The sequence below is a fragment of the Roseburia inulinivorans DSM 16841 genome (assembly GCF_000174195.1).
Taxonomy (GTDB): Bacteria; Bacillota; Clostridia; order Lachnospirales; family Lachnospiraceae; genus Roseburia; species Roseburia inulinivorans.
In genome coordinates this window covers 1-16476 of record NZ_ACFY01000048.1, presented here as the reverse complement: position 1 = coordinate 16476, position 16476 = coordinate 1, and the positions used below count along the sequence as shown (strand labels likewise).

Genomic DNA, 16476 nt, shown 5'->3' with positions numbered 1-16476 from the left:
TTATGATGAACGGATATGAATATACAGACATGGACGCAATACTGGCAGGCAGCTTCCGGGCAGCCATCTATTGCAGGCTTTCCAAAGACGATGACCTTGACGGGGAGAGCGCCAGTATTGCCAACCAGCGGGATATGCTGGAAAAATACTGCGAAAAGCAGGGATGGGAGGTTGTGGCAGTCTATCAGGACGATGGCTACACGGGGCTGAACATGGAGCGCCCCGACCTGAAACGGATGCTCAAAGCCATCGAGCGCAGGCAGATAAACCTTGTCATAACGAAAGATTTATCGAGGTTGGGCAGAAATTATTTGCAGACCGGCACACTCATTGAGGACTTCTTTCCCCGCCACGGCGTCCGCTATATCGCCATGAATGACGGTATCGACACCATGCGGGAGAATAACGACATTGCGCCGTTCAAGAACATCCTCAACGAGATGTACAGCAAGGATATTTCCAAGAAGGTACATTCCTCTTACCTTCTGAAAGCCCAGCAAGGCCAGTTTACCGGCTGTATCGCCCCTTTCGGGTATCAGAAAGACCCGGAGGACAAAAACCATCTGCTGGTGGACGAGGAAACCGCCCCCATTGTCCGGCAAATCTTCCGCTGGGCGCTGGAAGGACACGGCCCGAACTTTATCCGGCGCAGGCTGGAAGAACAGAAGGTGCCTTGCCCTACATGGTGGAACCGGGAACGGGGCTTCCGCAATGTCCGCACTAAATGGGAAAAGAAAGACCCGGTAAACGGGCGGTATATGTGGGATTTTTCGGTAATCAAGGACATCCTGATGAATCCCGTCTATACCGGGGCTATCGCTTCCCAGAAGAAGGACTACCGCTTCAAAATCGGCACCATCGGGGAAAAAAAGCCGCAGGACTGGATTGTGGTGGAGGAACGGCATGAGCCGATTGTTGACCGCAAGAGCTTTGACATCGTGCAGGACAAGCTGAAATCCCGGCAGCGTTCCCGCCAGACCGGGGAAATCAGCCTGTTTGCGGGGCTTCTCAAATGTGGCGAGTGTGGGAAATCACTGACTATCCGCTACACCAACGACAAGCACCCGAAGCAGATTTATTCCTGTAAGACCTATAATGCCTATGGGAAACAGCACTGTACCCAGCACCGTGTGGAGTACGAAACCCTTTACCGCCTTGTGCTGAACAAAATCCGGGAATGTGCGAAGGCCGCCCTGATGGACGGGGAAGCTGTTGCCGGACGGCTTACCAACACCTGTGAAGCCGAGCAGAAAGGCCAGCGGGAAGCGTTGGAGCGTTCCCTGACGAAGCACGAGGAACGGATTGAGGTACTGGAAAAAATGGTGCTGCGGCTCTATGAGGACATGGTTGCCGGACGTATCAGCGAAGCAAACTTCAATCTCATGCTGGATAAGACGCAGAAGGAACAGGCTGAACTAAAGGAACGGGTTGAACAGGGGCGCAGGAAGCTGGCTGATGAAATCCGCCTTGCCGTGGACGCCAAGCAATGGGTGGACGCCATTCAGGAATACGCCGACATCACGGAGCTGGACGCTGCCACCCTCAACCGTCTGATTAAAGAAATCGTTGTCCATGAACACATCGACAGCGATAAGACACGACACATTTCTATTGAAATTCATTTTAATCTCAAACCCATCCCGGAGGTGGAACAGGTCACGGCCTGACCTGTTCCCGCCGGGGCGGTTCTAAAAAAATTCCATAAATTTCTTGACACGCCGCCGCCCGCCATCGAGCAGAGTTTTACACCTATTTTGGTATGAAACAGCTCATGGCTGGCGGCGGCATCATCCTTTTGGGAACCACGCTGATCCCCCTGCTGTCTGGCTTGTTCTAAGGAGGGCTTATGGATTTTCTCACCGACTGGCTCACGAACTGGCTGAAAGAGCTGTTGATCAGCGGTATCATGGGGAACCTCGAAGGGCTTTTTGATACCGTCAATGCCAAAGTCGGAGAGATTGCGGTACAGGTAGGGACTACCCCGGCGGCATGGAACGCCAGGGTTTTCTCCCTCATCCGCCAGCTTTCCGAAACGGTGATCCTGCCGATTGCCGGATTGGTGCTGACCTTTGTTGCCACCTACGAGCTGATACAGATGCTTTTGGAAAAGAACAATATGCACGAGTTTGATGTGGCGAATATCTACAAATGGGTATTCAAAACCGCTTGTGCCATCCTCATTCTTTCCAACACCTTTAATATTGTCATGGCGGTGTTCGATGTGTCGCAGAGCGTGATTGCGGTTGCGGCGGGGCTCATCCAAGGCTCCACCGACATTACGCCGGATATGCTGACGGAGCTGGAAATCACGCTGGAGGGCATGGACTTGGGGCCGCTCCTTGGCCTGTGGCTCCAGTCCTCTGTGATCGGGCTGACCATGCAGATCATGGGGATCATCATTTTCGTTCTGGTGTACGGAAGAATGATTGAAATATATTTAATGACCAGTTTAGCACCCCTGCCCGTTGCCACGCTTTCCAACCGGGAGCTGGGCGGCACAGGGCAGAACTACCTAAAATCCCTGTTCGCCGTAGGCTTTCAAGGGATGCTCATACTGGTCTGTGTTGCGATCTATGCGGTGCTTATTCAAGGCATCGCCACAGGCGGCGATCCGATTGGAGCGATATGGGGAACCGTGGGCTATACGGTTCTTCTGTGCTTCATGCTGTTTAAGACAGGCGGCATCGCCCAGCGCATCTTCGGGGCGCATTAAACGGACGGACTTCGGGACAAAGTGTCCCGAGGCCGGGAAAGGAGGAAACAATTTTGAGTAAGGATGTCATATTAACCCCGGAACAGATCGCCGCCGAGGAGCGGCGCTGGCTGTTTGATGCGCCGATTGCGGAGCTGGCCGAGGTAAAAGGCGTGACGGTGGACGAGGCAGTTAAGCTGCGGACGGACGCAATTTTGCAGGAGGCCGCTGTTCCCATCGAAGTTACGGTTCGCCCGATTGAGCCCCAAGGCAAGCTCATCGGCTTTGCCAGCGTCAACTATGGCGGTGTAGTGATCGACGATTTCAAGGTGGTGGATGGCAAGAACGGGATTTTCCTCGGGGCTCCCAGCAAACCCGATCCCACCAGCAGGACGGGCTACCGCTCCACGGTGCGGATCAATGACCGGGCCACCCAGGAGCGGCTCAATGCGGCGGGAGCCCAGGCGTACCATTCAGCGGTGGAAAAGCTCATCGCCCGGGCCGAGGCAGTCCGCCCCACCCCGATCAAGGAGCAGATGGCACAGGCCGCAAGGGAGGCTGGGAAGGAAAATGCCGCCCGAACCGCCCCGGCAAAGAAAAAGGAGGCCCGGAATGACAGGTGATGTGACCTCGAGACAAATTGTCCCGAAGTCTCCAGCCTGCCCGGAGGGGCTGTTTTTGATGGACGGGATTGAAGGGCTGCGCTCTTTGCCGAAGCACTCGGTTGATATGCTCCTTACCGATCCACCCTATGGCACTACCCGGAATTTTTGGGATGTGCCGCTCCCGCTCCCGGAGCTGTGGGAGGCGGTCAAGTGGGCTGTCAAACCGGATGGCGCAGTGCTGTTTTTCGCACAATGCCCCTATGATAAGGTGCTGGGGGCATCCAACCTCTCTATGCTCCGCTATGAATGGGTGTGGTACAAAAGCAGGTGTACTGGCTTTCTCAATGCAAGGCGGGCTCCCCTAAAGCGGACGGAAAACATTCTGGTGTTTTATCAAAAATTGCCCTATTACGATCCGCAGTTTGAACAGGGCAAGCCCTATAAGAAAATTTCCCGGACAGGGGACAACAGCCCCAACTATGGAAAATTCCTGCGTTCCAGCAGCGGATCAGAGGATGGCCTTCGTTTTCCCGGAAACCTGCTGGCCTTTTCTTCCGTACAGCGTACCGTCCACCCAACGCAGAAACCCGTGGAGCTGTGCGAGTATCTCATCAGAACCTATACCCGGCCCGGGGAGGTAGTGGCAGACATCTGCGCTGGCTCCGGCACGACTGCTGTGGCTGCCGTCAATACGGGCCGCCGCTTTGTATGCTTTGAAACCGCCCCGGCCTTTTACGCCCCAGCTACAGAACGCATCCGGCTGGCTACTGAGGCGGTCAAAGCCGGGCAGAAAGGAGTATGACTATCGGAAACTATTCTATCATTTACGCCGATCCCCCTTGGCAGTACCAGCGCAATAAAGTACAGGGGGCGGCAGAAAACCATTATCCCACAATGGGGATTGACGATCTGTGTGCGCTCCCGGTGGCTGATCTGGCCGCCCCGGACAGTGCACTTTTTTTGTGGGCGACTTTCCCCCAGCTCCCGGAGGCCCTGCGGCTCATAGAGGCGTGGGGCTTCCGCTATAAGTCTGTGGCCTTTGTCTGGCTGAAAAAGAATAAAAAGGCGGACAGTTGGTTTTATGGCCTTGGCTTCTGGACGAGGGGAAATGCAGAAATCTGCCTGCTAGCTACCAAGGGCCATCCCAAACGGCAGGCGGCAAATATCCATCAGTTTATCATTTCCCCGATTGAAGCCCACAGCAAAAAGCCGGACGAGGCCCGGGAAAAGATCGTGGCCCTTATGGGCGACCTGCCCCGGGTGGAGCTCTTTGCCAGACAGTCCCCGCCCGGCTGGGAGGTGTGGGGAAATGAAGTGAAAAGCACGATCCCGGACTTTGGGACAAAGTGTCCCGAGGTTAAAGGGGCCGGAAAGGAGGCTGATCCATGCCCTATGTGAATGTACCCAACGACCTGTCAAAAGTAAAAACCAAAATGGCCCTAAACCTTACCAAGCGCCAGCTCATCTGTTTTAGCTGTGCGGCGGCGGTAGGCATCCCGTCCTATCTGCTGGCCCGGGGCTCTATCGGCAATACCGGGGCCATGTTCCTTATGCTGGCCGTGATGCTCCCGGCGTTTCTTCTGGCCATGTATGAAAAAGACGGGCTCCCGGCGGAAAAGGTGCTGAAAAACATCATACGGGCCCGGTTTCTGCGGTCCGGAGTCAGGCCCTATCAGACACAAAACATTTACGCCCCCTTTGCCGAACGGGGCGCTGTGAGAAAGGAGGATGTGATTGCGAAAGGCAAATCCAACCAGCGGAAGAAAAACCGCAAAGGCTAAAAACCGGGCGGCCCTGTCCGCCCAGCAGACGATCCCCTATGTGGCGATGCATCCGGACGGGGTATGCAAGCTCCCCGGCGGGCTCTACACAAAGACCGTGGAATATGAGGACATCAATTATTCCGTGGCATCCACTGAGGATCAGACTGCAATCTTTGGCGGTTGGAGCTCATTTCTCAACTACTTTGACAGCTCCCTGCCGTTCCAGCTTTCCTTTATCAACCGCCGCTCCCACTCCCGGAGCCGCTATAAGGTAAACATTCCCCAGGCGGATGATGATTTTAACAGCGTCCGGGAGGAATTTACCGGGATGCTGAAAAACCAGATCGCCCGGTCTAACAACGGGATTGAACGCTCCAAGTACATTACTTTCGGCATCCCAGCCGGAGGGATCGTGGAGGCCCGGCCCCGTCTGGAGCGTGTGGAAGCCGATGTGATGGGCAACTTTAAGCGGCTGGGTGTTCCCTGTGAACCGATGGACGGACGGGCAAGGCTGGCCCTGCTTCACAGCCAGATGCATCCGGGCAACCGGGAACCGTTCCGCTTTTCATGGAAGGACATCCCGCAGACGGGGCTTGGCACCAAGGACTATATCGCCCCGGACAGCTTTGACTTCCGGCACTCCCGCCTGTTCCGGGTGGGCCAGTATTGGGGCGCTGTTTCCTACTTGCAGATTTTGGCGTCTGAGCTCTCGGATAAACTGCTGGCAGAAATGCTGGAGCTGGATGCGGAAATGACCGTAACCCTCCATATCCAGACGGTGGATCAGCTAAAGGCCATCAAAACCATCAAGGGAAAAATCTCCGACATCGGGAAAATGAAGGTGGAGGAACAGCGGAAGGCTGTCCGGGCCGGGTATGATCCCGACATTCTCCCGCCCGACCTCATTACCTTTTCCAAGGATGCGGCGGAGCTCCTTGCCGACCTCCAGTCCCGCAACGAAAGGATGTTCCTTTTGACTTTTACGGTAGTCAATATGGCCCCTACCCGCCAGCGGCTGGAAAATGATGTGTTTACCGTGGGCGGCATCGCACAGAAATACAACTGCGCCCTCAAGCGGCTGGACTGGCAACAGGAGCAGGGCTTTGTGTCCTCGCTGGCCCTCGGCTACAACGAAGTGGAGATCCAGCGTGGTATGACAACCAGCTCCACAGCAATTTTTATCCCCTTTATGACAAGGGAGCTGCGGATGGACGGGCAGGCCCTCTACTATGGCATGAACGCCCTTTCCCACAATGTCATTATGGCTGACCGCAAAAAGCTGAAGTCGGCCAACGGAATGTACCTCGGCTCTACAGGCTCGGGAAAATCCTTTGCGGCAAAGCGGGAACTGCTCAATGTCTTTCTGACCATCCCCCAGGATCGGATTATCATTGTCGATCCGATGGGCGAATATGCCCCGCTGGTTCGCAGGCTGGGCGGACAGGTGATCGAGATTGCCCCGGACAGCCACCACCACCTAAACCCGATGGATGTGGAGCTTAACATGGCCGCCGGGGAGAGCCCTCTTTCCATGAAGGCAGATTTCCTGCTTTCCCTGTGCGAGCTGGTGGTAGGCGGAAAGGAAGGCTTACAGCCCATCGAAAAGACAGTTGTTGACCGCTGTGTGCGGCTGGTGTACCGGGAACAGGCCCTTGGGCTTGATACGGGAAAAACCCCGCTTTTGCAGGACTTGTACGAGGAGCTCTTGAAACAGCCGGAGCCCGAGGCCCGGCGTGTGGCAACCGCCCTTGAGCTCTACTGCACCGGCTCCCTCAACCTGTTTAACCATCCCACGAATGTGAAAACCGACAGCCGGGTGGTGTGTATCGTGCTGAAAAACATGGGAGAAAACCTCCGCAAGATCGCCATGCACATCACAAATGAATTTGTGTCCCAGGCGGTAGATACCAACTTCCGGGAGGGCGTGGCGACATGGTGCTACTTCGATGAGTTCCATGTCCTGCTCCGTGATCCGCTGACCGCCAGCTATTTTGTGGCGGTGTGGAAAATGCTGAGAAAGAAAGGCTGCGTTCCCAGCGCCCTCACGCAGAATGTAAAAGACCTTCTGGCCAGCCGGGAGATTGAGAACATTCTGGATAACACCGATTTTATGATTTTGCTCTCGCAAGCTCAGAGCGACCGGGCGATTTTGGCAAGACAGCTCGGTATTTCCGAGCATCAGCTTTCCTACATTACCCACTCTAATTCCGGCGAGGGCCTGCTGTTTTACGGGAATGTGACCATCCCGTTTGTGGATCGGTTCCCGAAGGGGGAAATCTATGACCTCTTAACCACCCGACCGGAGGATATGAAGAATGAAGCGAAAACCGAATAAACCACGCCCGGAGTCCCAAACGCATACGGAACCCGGAGGCGGAGCTGCCGAGCCCGGTGGCCCTGCTTTTGGGGCTGGCTCTGAACAGGCGCCCGGGGCGGCTGGCACTTCGGGACAAAGTGTCCCAAAGTCAAAATTTCGGCAGAAAAGCCAGCAGGAACAGGCGGCGGCATCCAAGCTCCGCATGGAAAAGCGGGGCGAAAAACGGGAAGCCGCCCGGGAAAAGCTGGCAAAGCAGAAGCCGCCCAAACAAAAAGGCCCGATCCGTAAGGCGGCGGGGGCCGCCGGATGGGGCGTTCACGGCTTTGTGCATGGCAAGCTCTACGAGGTGGAGCAGGAAAATGTAGGAACGGAAGGGGCCCACCGTTCGGAACTTGCCGGGGAGGTTATCCTGCGGCATGGCTCCCGGTTTGTAAAGCGCAAAGTCCGGGAGCATCCGGCAAGGGCGGCCAGCCGGGCCGAGGCCAGGTATCAGAAAGCAGCGGCGGATTATCATTTCCACACCGCCGCACAGGAGCACCCGGAGCTTTCCCAAAACTATTTTACCCGGTACTGGCAGAAACAGCGGCTTAGAAGGCAATACCAGAAGCGGGCGAAGGAGGCCGCAAAACAGGGAGCCAAAGCCGCCGGGAAAACAGCCGCCGCCACGGAAAAGCTGACAGCCCGGGCCGCCGGGTTTGTGAAGCGCCATCCAGTCGGATGCCTGCTGGCTCTGGCCTGTGTCCTTGTGATCGTCCTGCTCCAGTCCTGTTCGTCCTCGCTGGTGTCCATCGGCAACGCCGGAGCCGGGGCGCTGGGGGCCACCACTTACCCCTCTGAGGATGAGGCGATTTTAGGGGCGGAGGCGGCTTATGCCGGGCTGGAGGCAGAACTGCAAACCTACCTTGATACCTACGAAAGCACCCACGATTATGACGAGTACCACTTCGATCTGGACGAGATCGAACACGATCCCTATGTGCTCATTTCCCTGCTGTCGGCGCTCCATGAGGGGGAATGGACGCTTTCACAGGTGGAGGGCTCCCTGCAAATGCTCTTTGACCGCCAGTATATTCTGACGGAGCGTGTGGAGGTGGAGACACGCTACGACAGCGACGATGAACCCTATTCGTGGTACATCTGCTATGTGACGCTGGAAAACAAAAACCTGTCCCACCTGCCTGTTTCCCTGTTGAGCGAAGAACAGATGTCCCGGTACTCCATCTATATGTCCACCCTCGGCAACCGTCCCGACCTGTTTCCCGACTCCCCCTATGTAGACAAATACATTACCAACCCGCCGGAGGGCTATGAGGTTCCGGGGGAATATCTGGACGATGAAACATTCGCCGCTATTTTCTCGGAGGCAGAGAAATACATCGGCTATCCCTATGTGTGGGGCGGCTCCAGCCCGTCTACATCCTTTGACTGCTCCGGCTATGTGTCATGGGTGATCAATCACTCCGGCTGGAATGTGGGTCGTCTTGGGGCGCAGGGGCTTTACAACATCTGCACTCCGACCAGCTCCCCAAGGCCCGGCAACCTTGTGTTTTTCAAGGGAACCTATGATACCCCGGGCGTGAGCCACTGTGGGATTTATGTAGGCGATGGGCGGATGCTCCACTGCGGAGATCCCATCGGATACGCAAACTTAAATACAAGCTACTGGCAGTCTCATTTTTACGCCTACGGGCGTTTACCATGATTGGAGGTCATTTATGGCAACAGCAAAAAGCATGAAAATCCAAGCCGAGATTGATAAGGTCAAGGCCAAAATCAGCGAACAGCAGGCCCGGCTCAGGGAGCTGGAGCAGAAAAAGCTGGAGGCGGAAAACAGCGAGATCGTGGACATCGTGCGTGGCATGAGCATCCCCCTTGCGGAACTGCCCCTGCTGTTTGAAAAGCTGAAAGGCGGCGGGGCTTTGGGACAAAGTGTCCCGAAGTCCGAGGATGAGGAAAAGGAGGAAAACTGAATATGAAACGGTTTCGAGTTTTGACAGCGGTGCTTTGTGCCGCTGTTTTGTTATGCGGCTTTAGCGTTCCCGCCTATGCCTACGCAGGCGGCGAGGGCGAGGACTACGGCGATCCCACAATGGAAACCCCGGCCCCGGAGCCGACTATTACGCCGGGCGAGGGCTTTTCCGAGGAGGGAAACCTTGTAACCCGTGATCTGCTCTATGACGAGCACACCAACAAGCAGTTTATTACCGTACAGACCAGCGGCGGCAATACCTTTTACATTGTCATTGATTATGACAAGCCTGTGGACGAGGAAGGTGAACAGTATGAAACCTACTTTTTCAGCGTTGTGGATGAGGGGGATCTGCTGGCCGCAGCCGAGGCCGCTGGCGTGGAACAGGCGGTCTGCTCCTGTCCGGAGAAATGTGCGGCGGGGACTGTGAATACAGACTGCCCGGTGTGCTCCGTCAATCTGGCAAAATGCGTAGGCGCAGAGCCGGAGCCCGAGCCTGCCCCAGAGCCGGAGCCGGAACCCGAGAAGCCGGGCAACGCCGGGATGATCCTTTTGGTGCTGGCTGTCATGGGCATCGGCGGCGGGGCCGCATGGTATTTCAAGATTTACTGTCCGAAACACCAGCAAGCTGACCAGCCCGAGGAGGACGATGGCGGGGAGTACCCGGACTATGACGAGTTTGAAGATGACGGCCCCCCGTGGGACGAGGAGGACGAAACCGAAGAAAAGGAGGAAATCAGATGAATTTTACCAACAGTCCCTTTGAACGAATGATGAAAGAAAAACCCCGTCCCCAGGCTCCCGCTGAGAACAGGCCGCCCAGGGGCTCCGCCTGTTATGGCTGCTGTTACTGGCGGGGGATCGCCTGTGTGTCCTGCTACAAGGAGCTTTTGAAGGCCGGGGCTGGCGGGAGGTGATGGATTGTCCCGTGAACTGACACGCAAGGAAAAGACAGCGATCCGCTCTCTTGTGGTAACATGGTGCGCTAACTATGACCGGGAATACGGATGCCTGCCGCTGGATAGCGATTGCTATATGCTGGGTAAATGCTGGACGGGATCATACTGCCGCTATTTCCGGGAGTCCGTCCTGCCCCTTGATCCGGCGCTGGAAGTGGCCCTTATGAGCGAGGGCCCAAGGCCGGATTTTAAGATATGCCCGGTATGCGGCGGGCCTGTTCCCCCGGACAGGCGGCAGGCGTACTGCTCGGCGGCCTGTGCAAAGAAAGCCCACCGCCGCCAGCAACGGGAATATATGCGGAAAAAGCGGGGTGCATCCGTTGACAATTAGGGCCTGTAAAACCCGCTTATAGCAAGGCTTTCCGGGGCCATTTCGTTGGCCTGCCGTATCATTCTACGGTCTGGCCCCGTTTGCCCCGATGCTGTCAACATCCATACAGCGGGACTTTGGGACACTTTGTCCCGAAGTACCCGCTTTCTGAGAGGAGGAATTATGCCGAAATATTACCCCATCAATGAGGAGGCCGCCCGGCGTGCCAAAAACGCCAACAGCTTTTCCGACTATGTTCCCGGCTCCGCCACCGCCGCTTACCGTGAAATGGTGGATCGGGCCTATACCCTCGGGAAACAGCAGAAAGGGCGTGTCGATCCCATGTACCACGAAAAGATTGACGGGCTCATAGACCGCTATGCCCGCAAGCTGGCGGAGAACATCAACCAGTGCAATCTCATAGATGCCCGTGTACCCTCGATCCTCATCGCCGGAGGCTCCAACTTCCCGGTGCGGAAAAAGGAAAAGCAGAACGCCGCCCGGGATAAGAATATGGGCGAATATATGCAGATCGAGGGCCTGCTGGATAAGGTGCGCTCAACAGGTATGGGCGGGATCAGCGCAGACGATGACCGGGCCGTGGAAAAGCTGGAGGCGAAGCTGGCAGGGCTGGAGGCCATGCAGGAGGAAATGAAAACCGTCAATGCCTACTACCGCAAGCATAAAACGCTGGAGGGCTGTCCCGTCCTGTCCGCCGAGGAAATTGGAAAGTTCCAGTCCTCTATGGCATCCGACTGGCGCAAAAATCCCGTACCCTATCCGTCCTATCTGCTTACCAACAACAACGCCAACATCCGCCGCACACGCCAGCGCATTGAGGATTTGAAAAGCCAGTCGGAATATGCGGGCTGGGCCTTTCCCGGGGGACGGGCGGAAATCAACGAAGGAGAAAACCGCTTGCAGCTCTTTTTTGAGGAAAAGCCATCGGAGGAACAGCGGCGGGAACTGAAAAGCAACGGTTTTAAGTGGGCTCCCAGCCAGGGAGCATGGCAGAGACAGCTTACGAAAAATGCCATATATGCGGCGGGCCGGATGGAATTTTTGCGCCCGGAGGATGGGCAGAGCCCTTACCAGCTCCAGCCCTTTGCCCGGAAAACGGAAAAGGATATGACACGATGAAGGAGGTGTATTTGTGGACAAAAATCAAGGCTATTCCATTTTGAAGGCTGTGATGCTGGAAAATGGCAGGGGCTTTGCGCTGGGGCATCATCCCACAGCTCCATCCCCCTATGTCACATGGGCCTGTTACGATGATAAGAACGGCCAGCGGCAGTATGAATGGGGACATTACGGCAACGATCTGGCCGCTATGGAACAGGATTTTTCAGACCGGGTAAAGGACTATCAGCGGCTTTACTATGTGGGGATCGTGCAGACCGAGGCCCCCGGCCTTTACAAATATTACTCTACCCAGCGGCCTGTGGACATCGGGACATTCCCCAAACCGCCCCACAATGCCCCGGATGAGATCGTCAACTATGACCGCCGCATCCCGGTGGAGGGCGGCGCATTTCTGGCATGGGGGCATCTGACTTATACAAGACCGCTGACCGAAAAGGAGGCGTCTGACTATGAGCTCCGTCCTGCCTCCGTCATTTCTGAATTATCCCGAAAAAAACGATGACAGGCCCCTCTCGATTGCCCAGCAGATGAAAGAGGCCGGAGCTCTGGCCGAAGCCAGCCAGGGCGATCCCATCCATAAGAAAAAGGCCCCCGACCGGGGCGACCGATAGGAGGATTTGTATGGAAGAAAGATATAACCCGATGAAAAGTGCGGAGATCGCCACCGAGCACAATTACAATATGCTGGACGGTGTTCTCAATAACCAGGCCCCACCCCCGGAGGAAAAGGAGCTGGATAAGGTTAAGGAACCGCCCCACAAGCGCCGGAGCCGGGAACGGGAGGAACGATGACAAAGAAACGCCGCCGCCCGATCCATCTCCATGTGATGGTGTCCGAGGAGGAGCAGGCCCTTATTCAACAACGCATGGCCGAGTCGGGCATCCGCAATATGGGGGCCTATATGCGGAAAATGGCCCTCAATGGCTATGTGCTCCATGTTGACCTCTCGCCCGTCCGGGAGTTGGTATCGCTCCAGCGGCGGTGCTCAAACAACCTCAATCAAGTGGCGATCCAGGCCAACACCTACGGCGGGATTTACCCCGAGGAGATCGCCGCTTTGCAACGGGACTATGCCGCCCTGTGGGGGCCGCTGTTCGATCTGCTGAAAAAGCTCTCCGCATTGGTGGAGCTCTGATCCTGCCGGGGAGTGGCGTATGCCGCTCCCCGGTTTTCACTACTTCGGGACAATTTGTCCCGAGGTGCTGAAAGCCGGAGGCATCCTTGTTGTCCCTCCCGGACAGAGGTATAATTATCATGTAAGGAACCATAAACCACACTTTTCAAGGAGGTATCAAGCGATGCGGATCATTCTGAAACTTTTAGCGGCCCCCTTTGTTCTGGCCCTCACGCTCCTTGTGGCAGTATTGAATTTTGCTTTTTCCTTTGCGTCATGGGTGTTCTGCGCCCTGTCCTTTCTCTGTCTGATCGGAGCCCTGTTTGCTTTAATCACGGGGGATCGCTGGGGCATACAGGGGCTTGTGATCGCCTTTGCTGTTTCGCCCTTCGGCCTGCCCGCTGTGGCGGAGTGGCTCATTGACAAGCTGGACAGTCTCAACTACTCGCTAAAGAGTTTTATCACAGGATAACGCTTTGGGACAATTTGTCCCGAAGCCCCCTGCGGCGGCTGGACGGACAGCCGCCGTTTTCTTTTGGAAGGAGGTGTGCTCACGGCTACAACTTATATCCGGCCCTACAAGGTGGCGGCTGGGAAAGGCGCTGTCCAGACAATGGAGGAACGCTTTAACTATGGGCTTAATCCGAAAAAGCTGGGAGCCCTGTCCTCATACCTCTGCGATCCGGCCACGGCTCCCGCTGAGTTTCTGCTGGTAAAGAGTCAGTACCAGGCGGAAATGGGCCGGGCCGTAGAGCGTGGAGCCCTGTTTTTTCAAATCCGGCAGGCGTTCCCACCCGGCGAAGTAACAGCAGAGGAGGCCAACCAGATCGGCTATGAAACAGCCATGCGCTGGACAAAGGGAAAGTATCAGTTTTTTGTCTGCACCCACACAGACAAGAGCCACCTCCACAATCACATTTATTTCAATTCAACGGCCTTTGACCGCTCCCGGAAGTTCCATAATTTTATCGGCTCCAGCTTTGCTCTGCGGCGGCTCTCTGACCGGGTGTGCGTTGAGCATGACCTCTCTGTGATCCAAAATCCAAAACAGCACAGCAAGGGCCGGTATCTCCATTATGGCCAGTGGATTGTGGAAAAGCCGCCCTCTGCAAAACAGCGGGTGCGGCTGGCCATCGTGGAGGCTCTGAAAAAACAGCCCGCCGATTTTCCGGCGTTTCTGAGGCTCATGGAGGAGACCGGCTTTCTGGTAAAGCATGGCCGTGGCGGTGTGATCTCCTTTCTTGCTCCCGGACAGGATAAGCCCACCCGCCTGCGGGCATCTACCCTCGGGGATGGTTTTGATCCCGAGGACATCCGGGCTATGATTGCCGGGGAGCGTCCGATCCCGGAGCTCCCGCAGGAGGCTCCGGCTCCTGCCCGGCGTGTTAATCTGATTATAGACATTCAAGAGCGCATGGCACAGGGCAAGGGCCCGGCCTATGAACGGTGGGCCAAGGTTTACAATCTGAAACAGATGGCTGCTGCGCTCCAGTACCTGCGGGAAAATGATTTGATGGACTATGAGGCGCTGGCGGCCAGTACAGAAAAGGCAGTAGAGCGTTTTCACACGCTGTCCGAGGAATTGCGGCAAACGGAGGCGGAGCTGGAAAAGACCTCCGGGCTCATGGCGGCTACTGTGGACTACGCAAAAACCCGGCCTGTGTTTGACGGTTACAAGGCGGCCCGGTACAGTAAAAAATATCTGTCGGAGCATGAGGCGGAGCTTGCCGCTTACCGGGCGGCCCGGGCCACTATGAATGAGCTTTTGGACGGTGCAAAATTGCCAAAGATGGCGGATATGAAAAAGTCCCGCCAGGAATTGGCGGGAAAGAAAAAAGCCCTCTATGCGGAATACCGCAAGGCCCAGGCGGATATGCGGCAGGCTGTGGCGGTCAAAGCGAACATAGATCATCTGCTCGGCGTGACAGACGGGCGGGAAAATAAGGCCCAGGAGCGATAGCGACAGGCCGCAGACAACAGGCGCATAGCGCCGGAACTTTGGGACAATTTGTCCCGAAGTCCAGCGGGTTTGGGGAGCTCCCCAACAAGCATTTTTGCGGGCCTGCGGCCAGCAAAAATTTCGGAGTGTGGCCACACCCGAATTGCTTGCCGAAACGCGCAACCCCGGAAGTGGCGCGAAAAAACGGAGGCGCGTGTTTCTCTTTACGCATCCTCCGTTTCCTTGGCCGCTTTCATCGCTTGGATTGTAGCTTCAACGATTTTCAATTCTCTTTCGTCCAAGGCGTTCAACATGGCATCAATCCGCTTCCTGCACTCGCTCCCGCTATTCTGGGACGGGTAAAAGTATTGATCCACCGATATATCAAACATTGTGACCATCTGATAAAAGGTGTTGAAGCTTGGATGCTGACCATCATTTTCATTATACATAATGGTACGCGGAGCGCGGTCAACAATATAGGCCAGTTGCTCCTGTGTCATACCGCTGGCTTCTCTTGCACGCTTGATGGCGAGCCCTATATCGTGAAAATCAAAGCGTCTTTCATCTCGTTCTATCTTCATAACATCACCTGATATGATTTTACATTTCATGTGATATTATTTGAACGACTGTGTATTTCATACTACTGACTATTTAATTTCACATTCTTTTCTTCCAAAACTTGTATTGTTCGAGTCGAAGAACTATAATATACTCTATGGAGGTGCAGAATGGATTATATGACACTAAAAGAGGCCGCCGAAAAATGGGGCGTGACACCTCGTAGAGTAAATTACTATTGTGCTGCCGGGCGTATTCCTGGTGCTGTAAAGATGGCAACTATCTGGCTAATTCCAAAAGATGCGGAAAAGCCGATTGACGGAAGGACAAAACAAGGAAAGGAGTTGCGCCATGAATAAAATCCTGATTATAGATGATGACAAAGAGCTGTGCACTTTGATTAAACGTAGCGTACAAGCAGAAAACATAGAAGCTGATTTTTGTAATACCGGAAAAGAGGGCTTACAAAAATTAAGAGAGCAGGAATACCAGCTTGTGGTGCTGGATGTGATGATGCCCGGCATGGACGGGTTTGAAACGCTGGAAGAAATTCGCAAGGAGTACAGCTTGCCGATTTTGATGTTCACATCTAAAAATGACAGCATTTCTAAAGTACGGGGCTTACGGGCCGGAGCGGACGATTATCTTACAAAACCGTTTGATATGGATGAACTGATTGCCCGTATTGCGTCTCTTATTCGCCGCTACACTCGCTTTAATCAGCAAGCTGGAGCCATACAAAAGCTAAATTTTTACGGATTGCAGATTGACCTTGAAAATCGTTCTGTTACTACATCAAACGGCACTTTTGAACTGCCCCCAAAGGAATTTGATTTGCTCCTGTACTGTGCAAAACATCAAGGGAAAATTTTGACCAAACAGCAGATTTATGAGGAAGTATGGGGCGAAGAATATTTCTATGATGACAGTAACATTATGGCGATTATCAGCCGACTTCGTAAAAAATTAGAAGTCAATCCTTCAAGCCCAAAGTATATACAAACGGTCAAAGGGATTGGCTACCGGTTTAATAAGGAGGTGTAGTCAGCATGGAAATTATCGTATCCTTGTCCATTGTGATTGCTGTTGTGGCTGTATTG

The 16476-nt window shown here is 54.9% G+C and carries 20 protein-coding genes and 1 pseudogene; 20 read left to right on the top strand and 1 reads right to left on the bottom strand.

Annotation, left to right across the window (positions count from 1 at the left end):
* The first annotated feature begins 2 nt into the window (after positions 1–2).
* From ROSEINA2194_RS04860 to ROSEINA2194_RS04785, 18 genes and pseudogenes are all read left to right on the top strand, one after another.
* The gene (locus tag ROSEINA2194_RS04860) at positions 3–1667 is read left to right on the top strand and encodes a recombinase family protein (protein ID WP_007884068.1); all 1665 of its coding nucleotides are present in this window, start codon (positions 3–5) and stop codon (positions 1665–1667) included.
* Positions 1668–1756: 89 nt separating this feature from the next.
* A pseudogene (locus tag ROSEINA2194_RS20165) lies at positions 1757–1837 on the top strand (Maff2 family mobile element protein); the annotation flags it as partial.
* Positions 1838–1846: 9 nt separating this feature from the next.
* Complete coding sequence (locus tag ROSEINA2194_RS04855; RefSeq protein WP_007884061.1) at positions 1847–2713, top strand: VirB6/TrbL-like conjugal transfer protein, CD1112 family; 867 nt, start codon at positions 1847–1849, stop codon at positions 2711–2713.
* Between the two features lie 53 nt (positions 2714–2766).
* Positions 2767–3315 carry a septation protein SpoVG family protein gene (locus ROSEINA2194_RS04850; RefSeq protein ID WP_005933634.1) on the top strand — a complete coding sequence of 183 codons (549 nt, stop codon included), beginning with the start codon at positions 2767–2769 and terminating at the stop codon, positions 3313–3315.
* Positions 3305–4099, top strand: a complete 795-nt coding sequence (locus tag ROSEINA2194_RS04845) for a DNA-methyltransferase (protein WP_005933631.1) — start codon at positions 3305–3307, stop codon at positions 4097–4099. Before ROSEINA2194_RS04850 ends, ROSEINA2194_RS04845 begins: the two co-directional genes overlap by 11 nt.
* Positions 4096–4695: an MT-A70 family methyltransferase gene (locus tag ROSEINA2194_RS04840; protein ID WP_005933628.1), complete on the top strand. Its 600-nt coding sequence runs from the start codon at positions 4096–4098 to the stop codon at positions 4693–4695. Before ROSEINA2194_RS04845 ends, ROSEINA2194_RS04840 begins: the two co-directional genes overlap by 4 nt.
* Positions 4683–5078 (top strand): PrgI family protein, encoded by a 396-nt coding sequence (locus ROSEINA2194_RS04835; protein ID WP_005933624.1) that lies wholly within the window; start codon positions 4683–4685, stop codon positions 5076–5078. Before ROSEINA2194_RS04840 ends, ROSEINA2194_RS04835 begins: the two co-directional genes overlap by 13 nt.
* 13 nt (positions 5079–5091) lie before the next feature.
* Complete coding sequence (locus ROSEINA2194_RS04830; RefSeq protein WP_369122137.1) at positions 5092–7395, top strand: VirB4-like conjugal transfer ATPase, CD1110 family; 2304 nt, start codon at positions 5092–5094, stop codon at positions 7393–7395.
* Positions 7376–9079 (top strand): C40 family peptidase, encoded by a 1704-nt coding sequence (locus ROSEINA2194_RS04825; protein WP_005933618.1) that lies wholly within the window; start codon positions 7376–7378, stop codon positions 9077–9079. The genes ROSEINA2194_RS04830 and ROSEINA2194_RS04825 overlap by 20 nt, the downstream gene beginning before the upstream one ends.
* Positions 9080–9092: 13 nt before the next feature.
* Positions 9093–9347: a DUF4315 family protein gene (locus ROSEINA2194_RS04820; protein WP_005933616.1), complete on the top strand. Its 255-nt coding sequence runs from the start codon at positions 9093–9095 to the stop codon at positions 9345–9347.
* Between the two features lie 2 nt (positions 9348–9349).
* Positions 9350–10090, top strand: coding sequence for a DUF4366 domain-containing protein (locus ROSEINA2194_RS04815; protein ID WP_005933614.1), 741 nt, complete (start codon positions 9350–9352; stop codon positions 10088–10090).
* 177 nt (positions 10091–10267) lie between these two features.
* Positions 10268–10636, top strand: coding sequence for a cysteine-rich VLP domain-containing protein (locus ROSEINA2194_RS23475; RefSeq protein WP_005933611.1), 369 nt, complete (start codon positions 10268–10270; stop codon positions 10634–10636).
* A gap of 162 nt (positions 10637–10798) precedes the next feature.
* Positions 10799–11755 carry a DUF8626 domain-containing protein gene (locus ROSEINA2194_RS04805; protein ID WP_005933609.1) on the top strand — a complete coding sequence of 319 codons (957 nt, stop codon included), beginning with the start codon at positions 10799–10801 and terminating at the stop codon, positions 11753–11755.
* A gap of 13 nt (positions 11756–11768) precedes the next feature.
* A complete protein-coding gene (locus tag ROSEINA2194_RS04800; protein ID WP_007884045.1) occupies positions 11769–12260 on the top strand; it encodes a defense against restriction DarA-related protein in 492 nt (163 codons plus the stop codon).
* 119 nt (positions 12261–12379) lie between these two features.
* Entirely contained in the window at positions 12380–12550 is a 171-nt protein-coding gene (locus ROSEINA2194_RS20160) for a DUF4316 domain-containing protein (protein ID WP_005933602.1), read from the top strand.
* On the top strand, positions 12547–12894 hold the full coding sequence (locus ROSEINA2194_RS04795; protein ID WP_005933598.1) for a plasmid mobilization protein: 348 nt from the start codon (positions 12547–12549) through the stop codon (positions 12892–12894). The genes ROSEINA2194_RS20160 and ROSEINA2194_RS04795 overlap by 4 nt, the downstream gene beginning before the upstream one ends.
* A gap of 163 nt (positions 12895–13057) precedes the next feature.
* Positions 13058–13345 carry a CD1845 family protein gene (locus ROSEINA2194_RS04790; RefSeq protein WP_014080812.1) on the top strand — a complete coding sequence of 96 codons (288 nt, stop codon included), beginning with the start codon at positions 13058–13060 and terminating at the stop codon, positions 13343–13345.
* A gap of 141 nt (positions 13346–13486) precedes the next feature.
* Complete coding sequence (locus tag ROSEINA2194_RS04785) at positions 13487–14833, top strand: relaxase/mobilization nuclease domain-containing protein (protein WP_044025051.1); 1347 nt, start codon at positions 13487–13489, stop codon at positions 14831–14833.
* Between the two features lie 203 nt (positions 14834–15036).
* Here ROSEINA2194_RS04785 and ROSEINA2194_RS04780 read toward each other — a convergent pair whose 3' ends face one another.
* Positions 15037–15396, bottom strand: a complete 360-nt coding sequence (locus ROSEINA2194_RS04780) for a helix-turn-helix transcriptional regulator (protein ID WP_014080810.1) — start codon at positions 15394–15396, stop codon at positions 15037–15039.
* A gap of 150 nt (positions 15397–15546) precedes the next feature.
* Between ROSEINA2194_RS04780 and ROSEINA2194_RS04775 the strand changes: the two genes are divergently transcribed.
* Positions 15547–15735, top strand: a complete 189-nt coding sequence (locus ROSEINA2194_RS04775) for a helix-turn-helix domain-containing protein (RefSeq protein ID WP_007884040.1) — start codon at positions 15547–15549, stop codon at positions 15733–15735.
* Positions 15728–16420 (top strand): response regulator transcription factor, encoded by a 693-nt coding sequence (locus ROSEINA2194_RS04770; protein WP_007884039.1) that lies wholly within the window; start codon positions 15728–15730, stop codon positions 16418–16420. Before ROSEINA2194_RS04775 ends, ROSEINA2194_RS04770 begins: the two co-directional genes overlap by 8 nt.
* The last annotated feature ends 56 nt before the right edge of the window (positions 16421–16476 follow it).

Excerpts from the sequence above, each read along its gene's own strand:
- ROSEINA2194_RS04835 (WP_005933624.1), top strand. The coding sequence starts at position 4,683 with ATGCCCTATGTGAATGTACCCAACGACCTGTCAAAAGTAAAAACCAAA.
- ROSEINA2194_RS04820 (WP_005933616.1), top strand. The coding sequence starts at position 9,093 with ATGGCAACAGCAAAAAGCATGAAAATCCAAGCCGAGATTGATAAGGTC.
- ROSEINA2194_RS04780 (WP_014080810.1), bottom strand. The coding sequence starts at position 15,396 with ATGAAGATAGAACGAGATGAAAGACGCTTTGATTTTCACGATATAGGG.
- ROSEINA2194_RS04845 (WP_005933631.1), top strand. The coding sequence starts at position 3,305 with ATGACAGGTGATGTGACCTCGAGACAAATTGTCCCGAAGTCTCCAGCC.
- ROSEINA2194_RS04775 (WP_007884040.1), top strand. The coding sequence starts at position 15,547 with ATGGATTATATGACACTAAAAGAGGCCGCCGAAAAATGGGGCGTGACA.
- ROSEINA2194_RS04855 (WP_007884061.1), top strand. The coding sequence starts at position 1,847 with ATGGATTTTCTCACCGACTGGCTCACGAACTGGCTGAAAGAGCTGTTG.
- ROSEINA2194_RS04815 (WP_005933614.1), top strand. The coding sequence starts at position 9,350 with ATGAAACGGTTTCGAGTTTTGACAGCGGTGCTTTGTGCCGCTGTTTTG.
- ROSEINA2194_RS04860 (WP_007884068.1), top strand. The coding sequence starts at position 3 with ATGATGAACGGATATGAATATACAGACATGGACGCAATACTGGCAGGC.
- ROSEINA2194_RS04795 (WP_005933598.1), top strand. The coding sequence starts at position 12,547 with ATGACAAAGAAACGCCGCCGCCCGATCCATCTCCATGTGATGGTGTCC.
- ROSEINA2194_RS04840 (WP_005933628.1), top strand. The coding sequence starts at position 4,096 with ATGACTATCGGAAACTATTCTATCATTTACGCCGATCCCCCTTGGCAG.
- ROSEINA2194_RS04785 (WP_044025051.1), top strand. The coding sequence starts at position 13,487 with ATGGAGGAACGCTTTAACTATGGGCTTAATCCGAAAAAGCTGGGAGCC.
- ROSEINA2194_RS04770 (WP_007884039.1), top strand. The coding sequence starts at position 15,728 with ATGAATAAAATCCTGATTATAGATGATGACAAAGAGCTGTGCACTTTG.
- ROSEINA2194_RS20160 (WP_005933602.1), top strand. The coding sequence starts at position 12,380 with ATGGAAGAAAGATATAACCCGATGAAAAGTGCGGAGATCGCCACCGAG.
- ROSEINA2194_RS04805 (WP_005933609.1), top strand. The coding sequence starts at position 10,799 with ATGCCGAAATATTACCCCATCAATGAGGAGGCCGCCCGGCGTGCCAAA.
- ROSEINA2194_RS04825 (WP_005933618.1), top strand. The coding sequence starts at position 7,376 with ATGAAGCGAAAACCGAATAAACCACGCCCGGAGTCCCAAACGCATACG.
- ROSEINA2194_RS04790 (WP_014080812.1), top strand. The coding sequence starts at position 13,058 with ATGCGGATCATTCTGAAACTTTTAGCGGCCCCCTTTGTTCTGGCCCTC.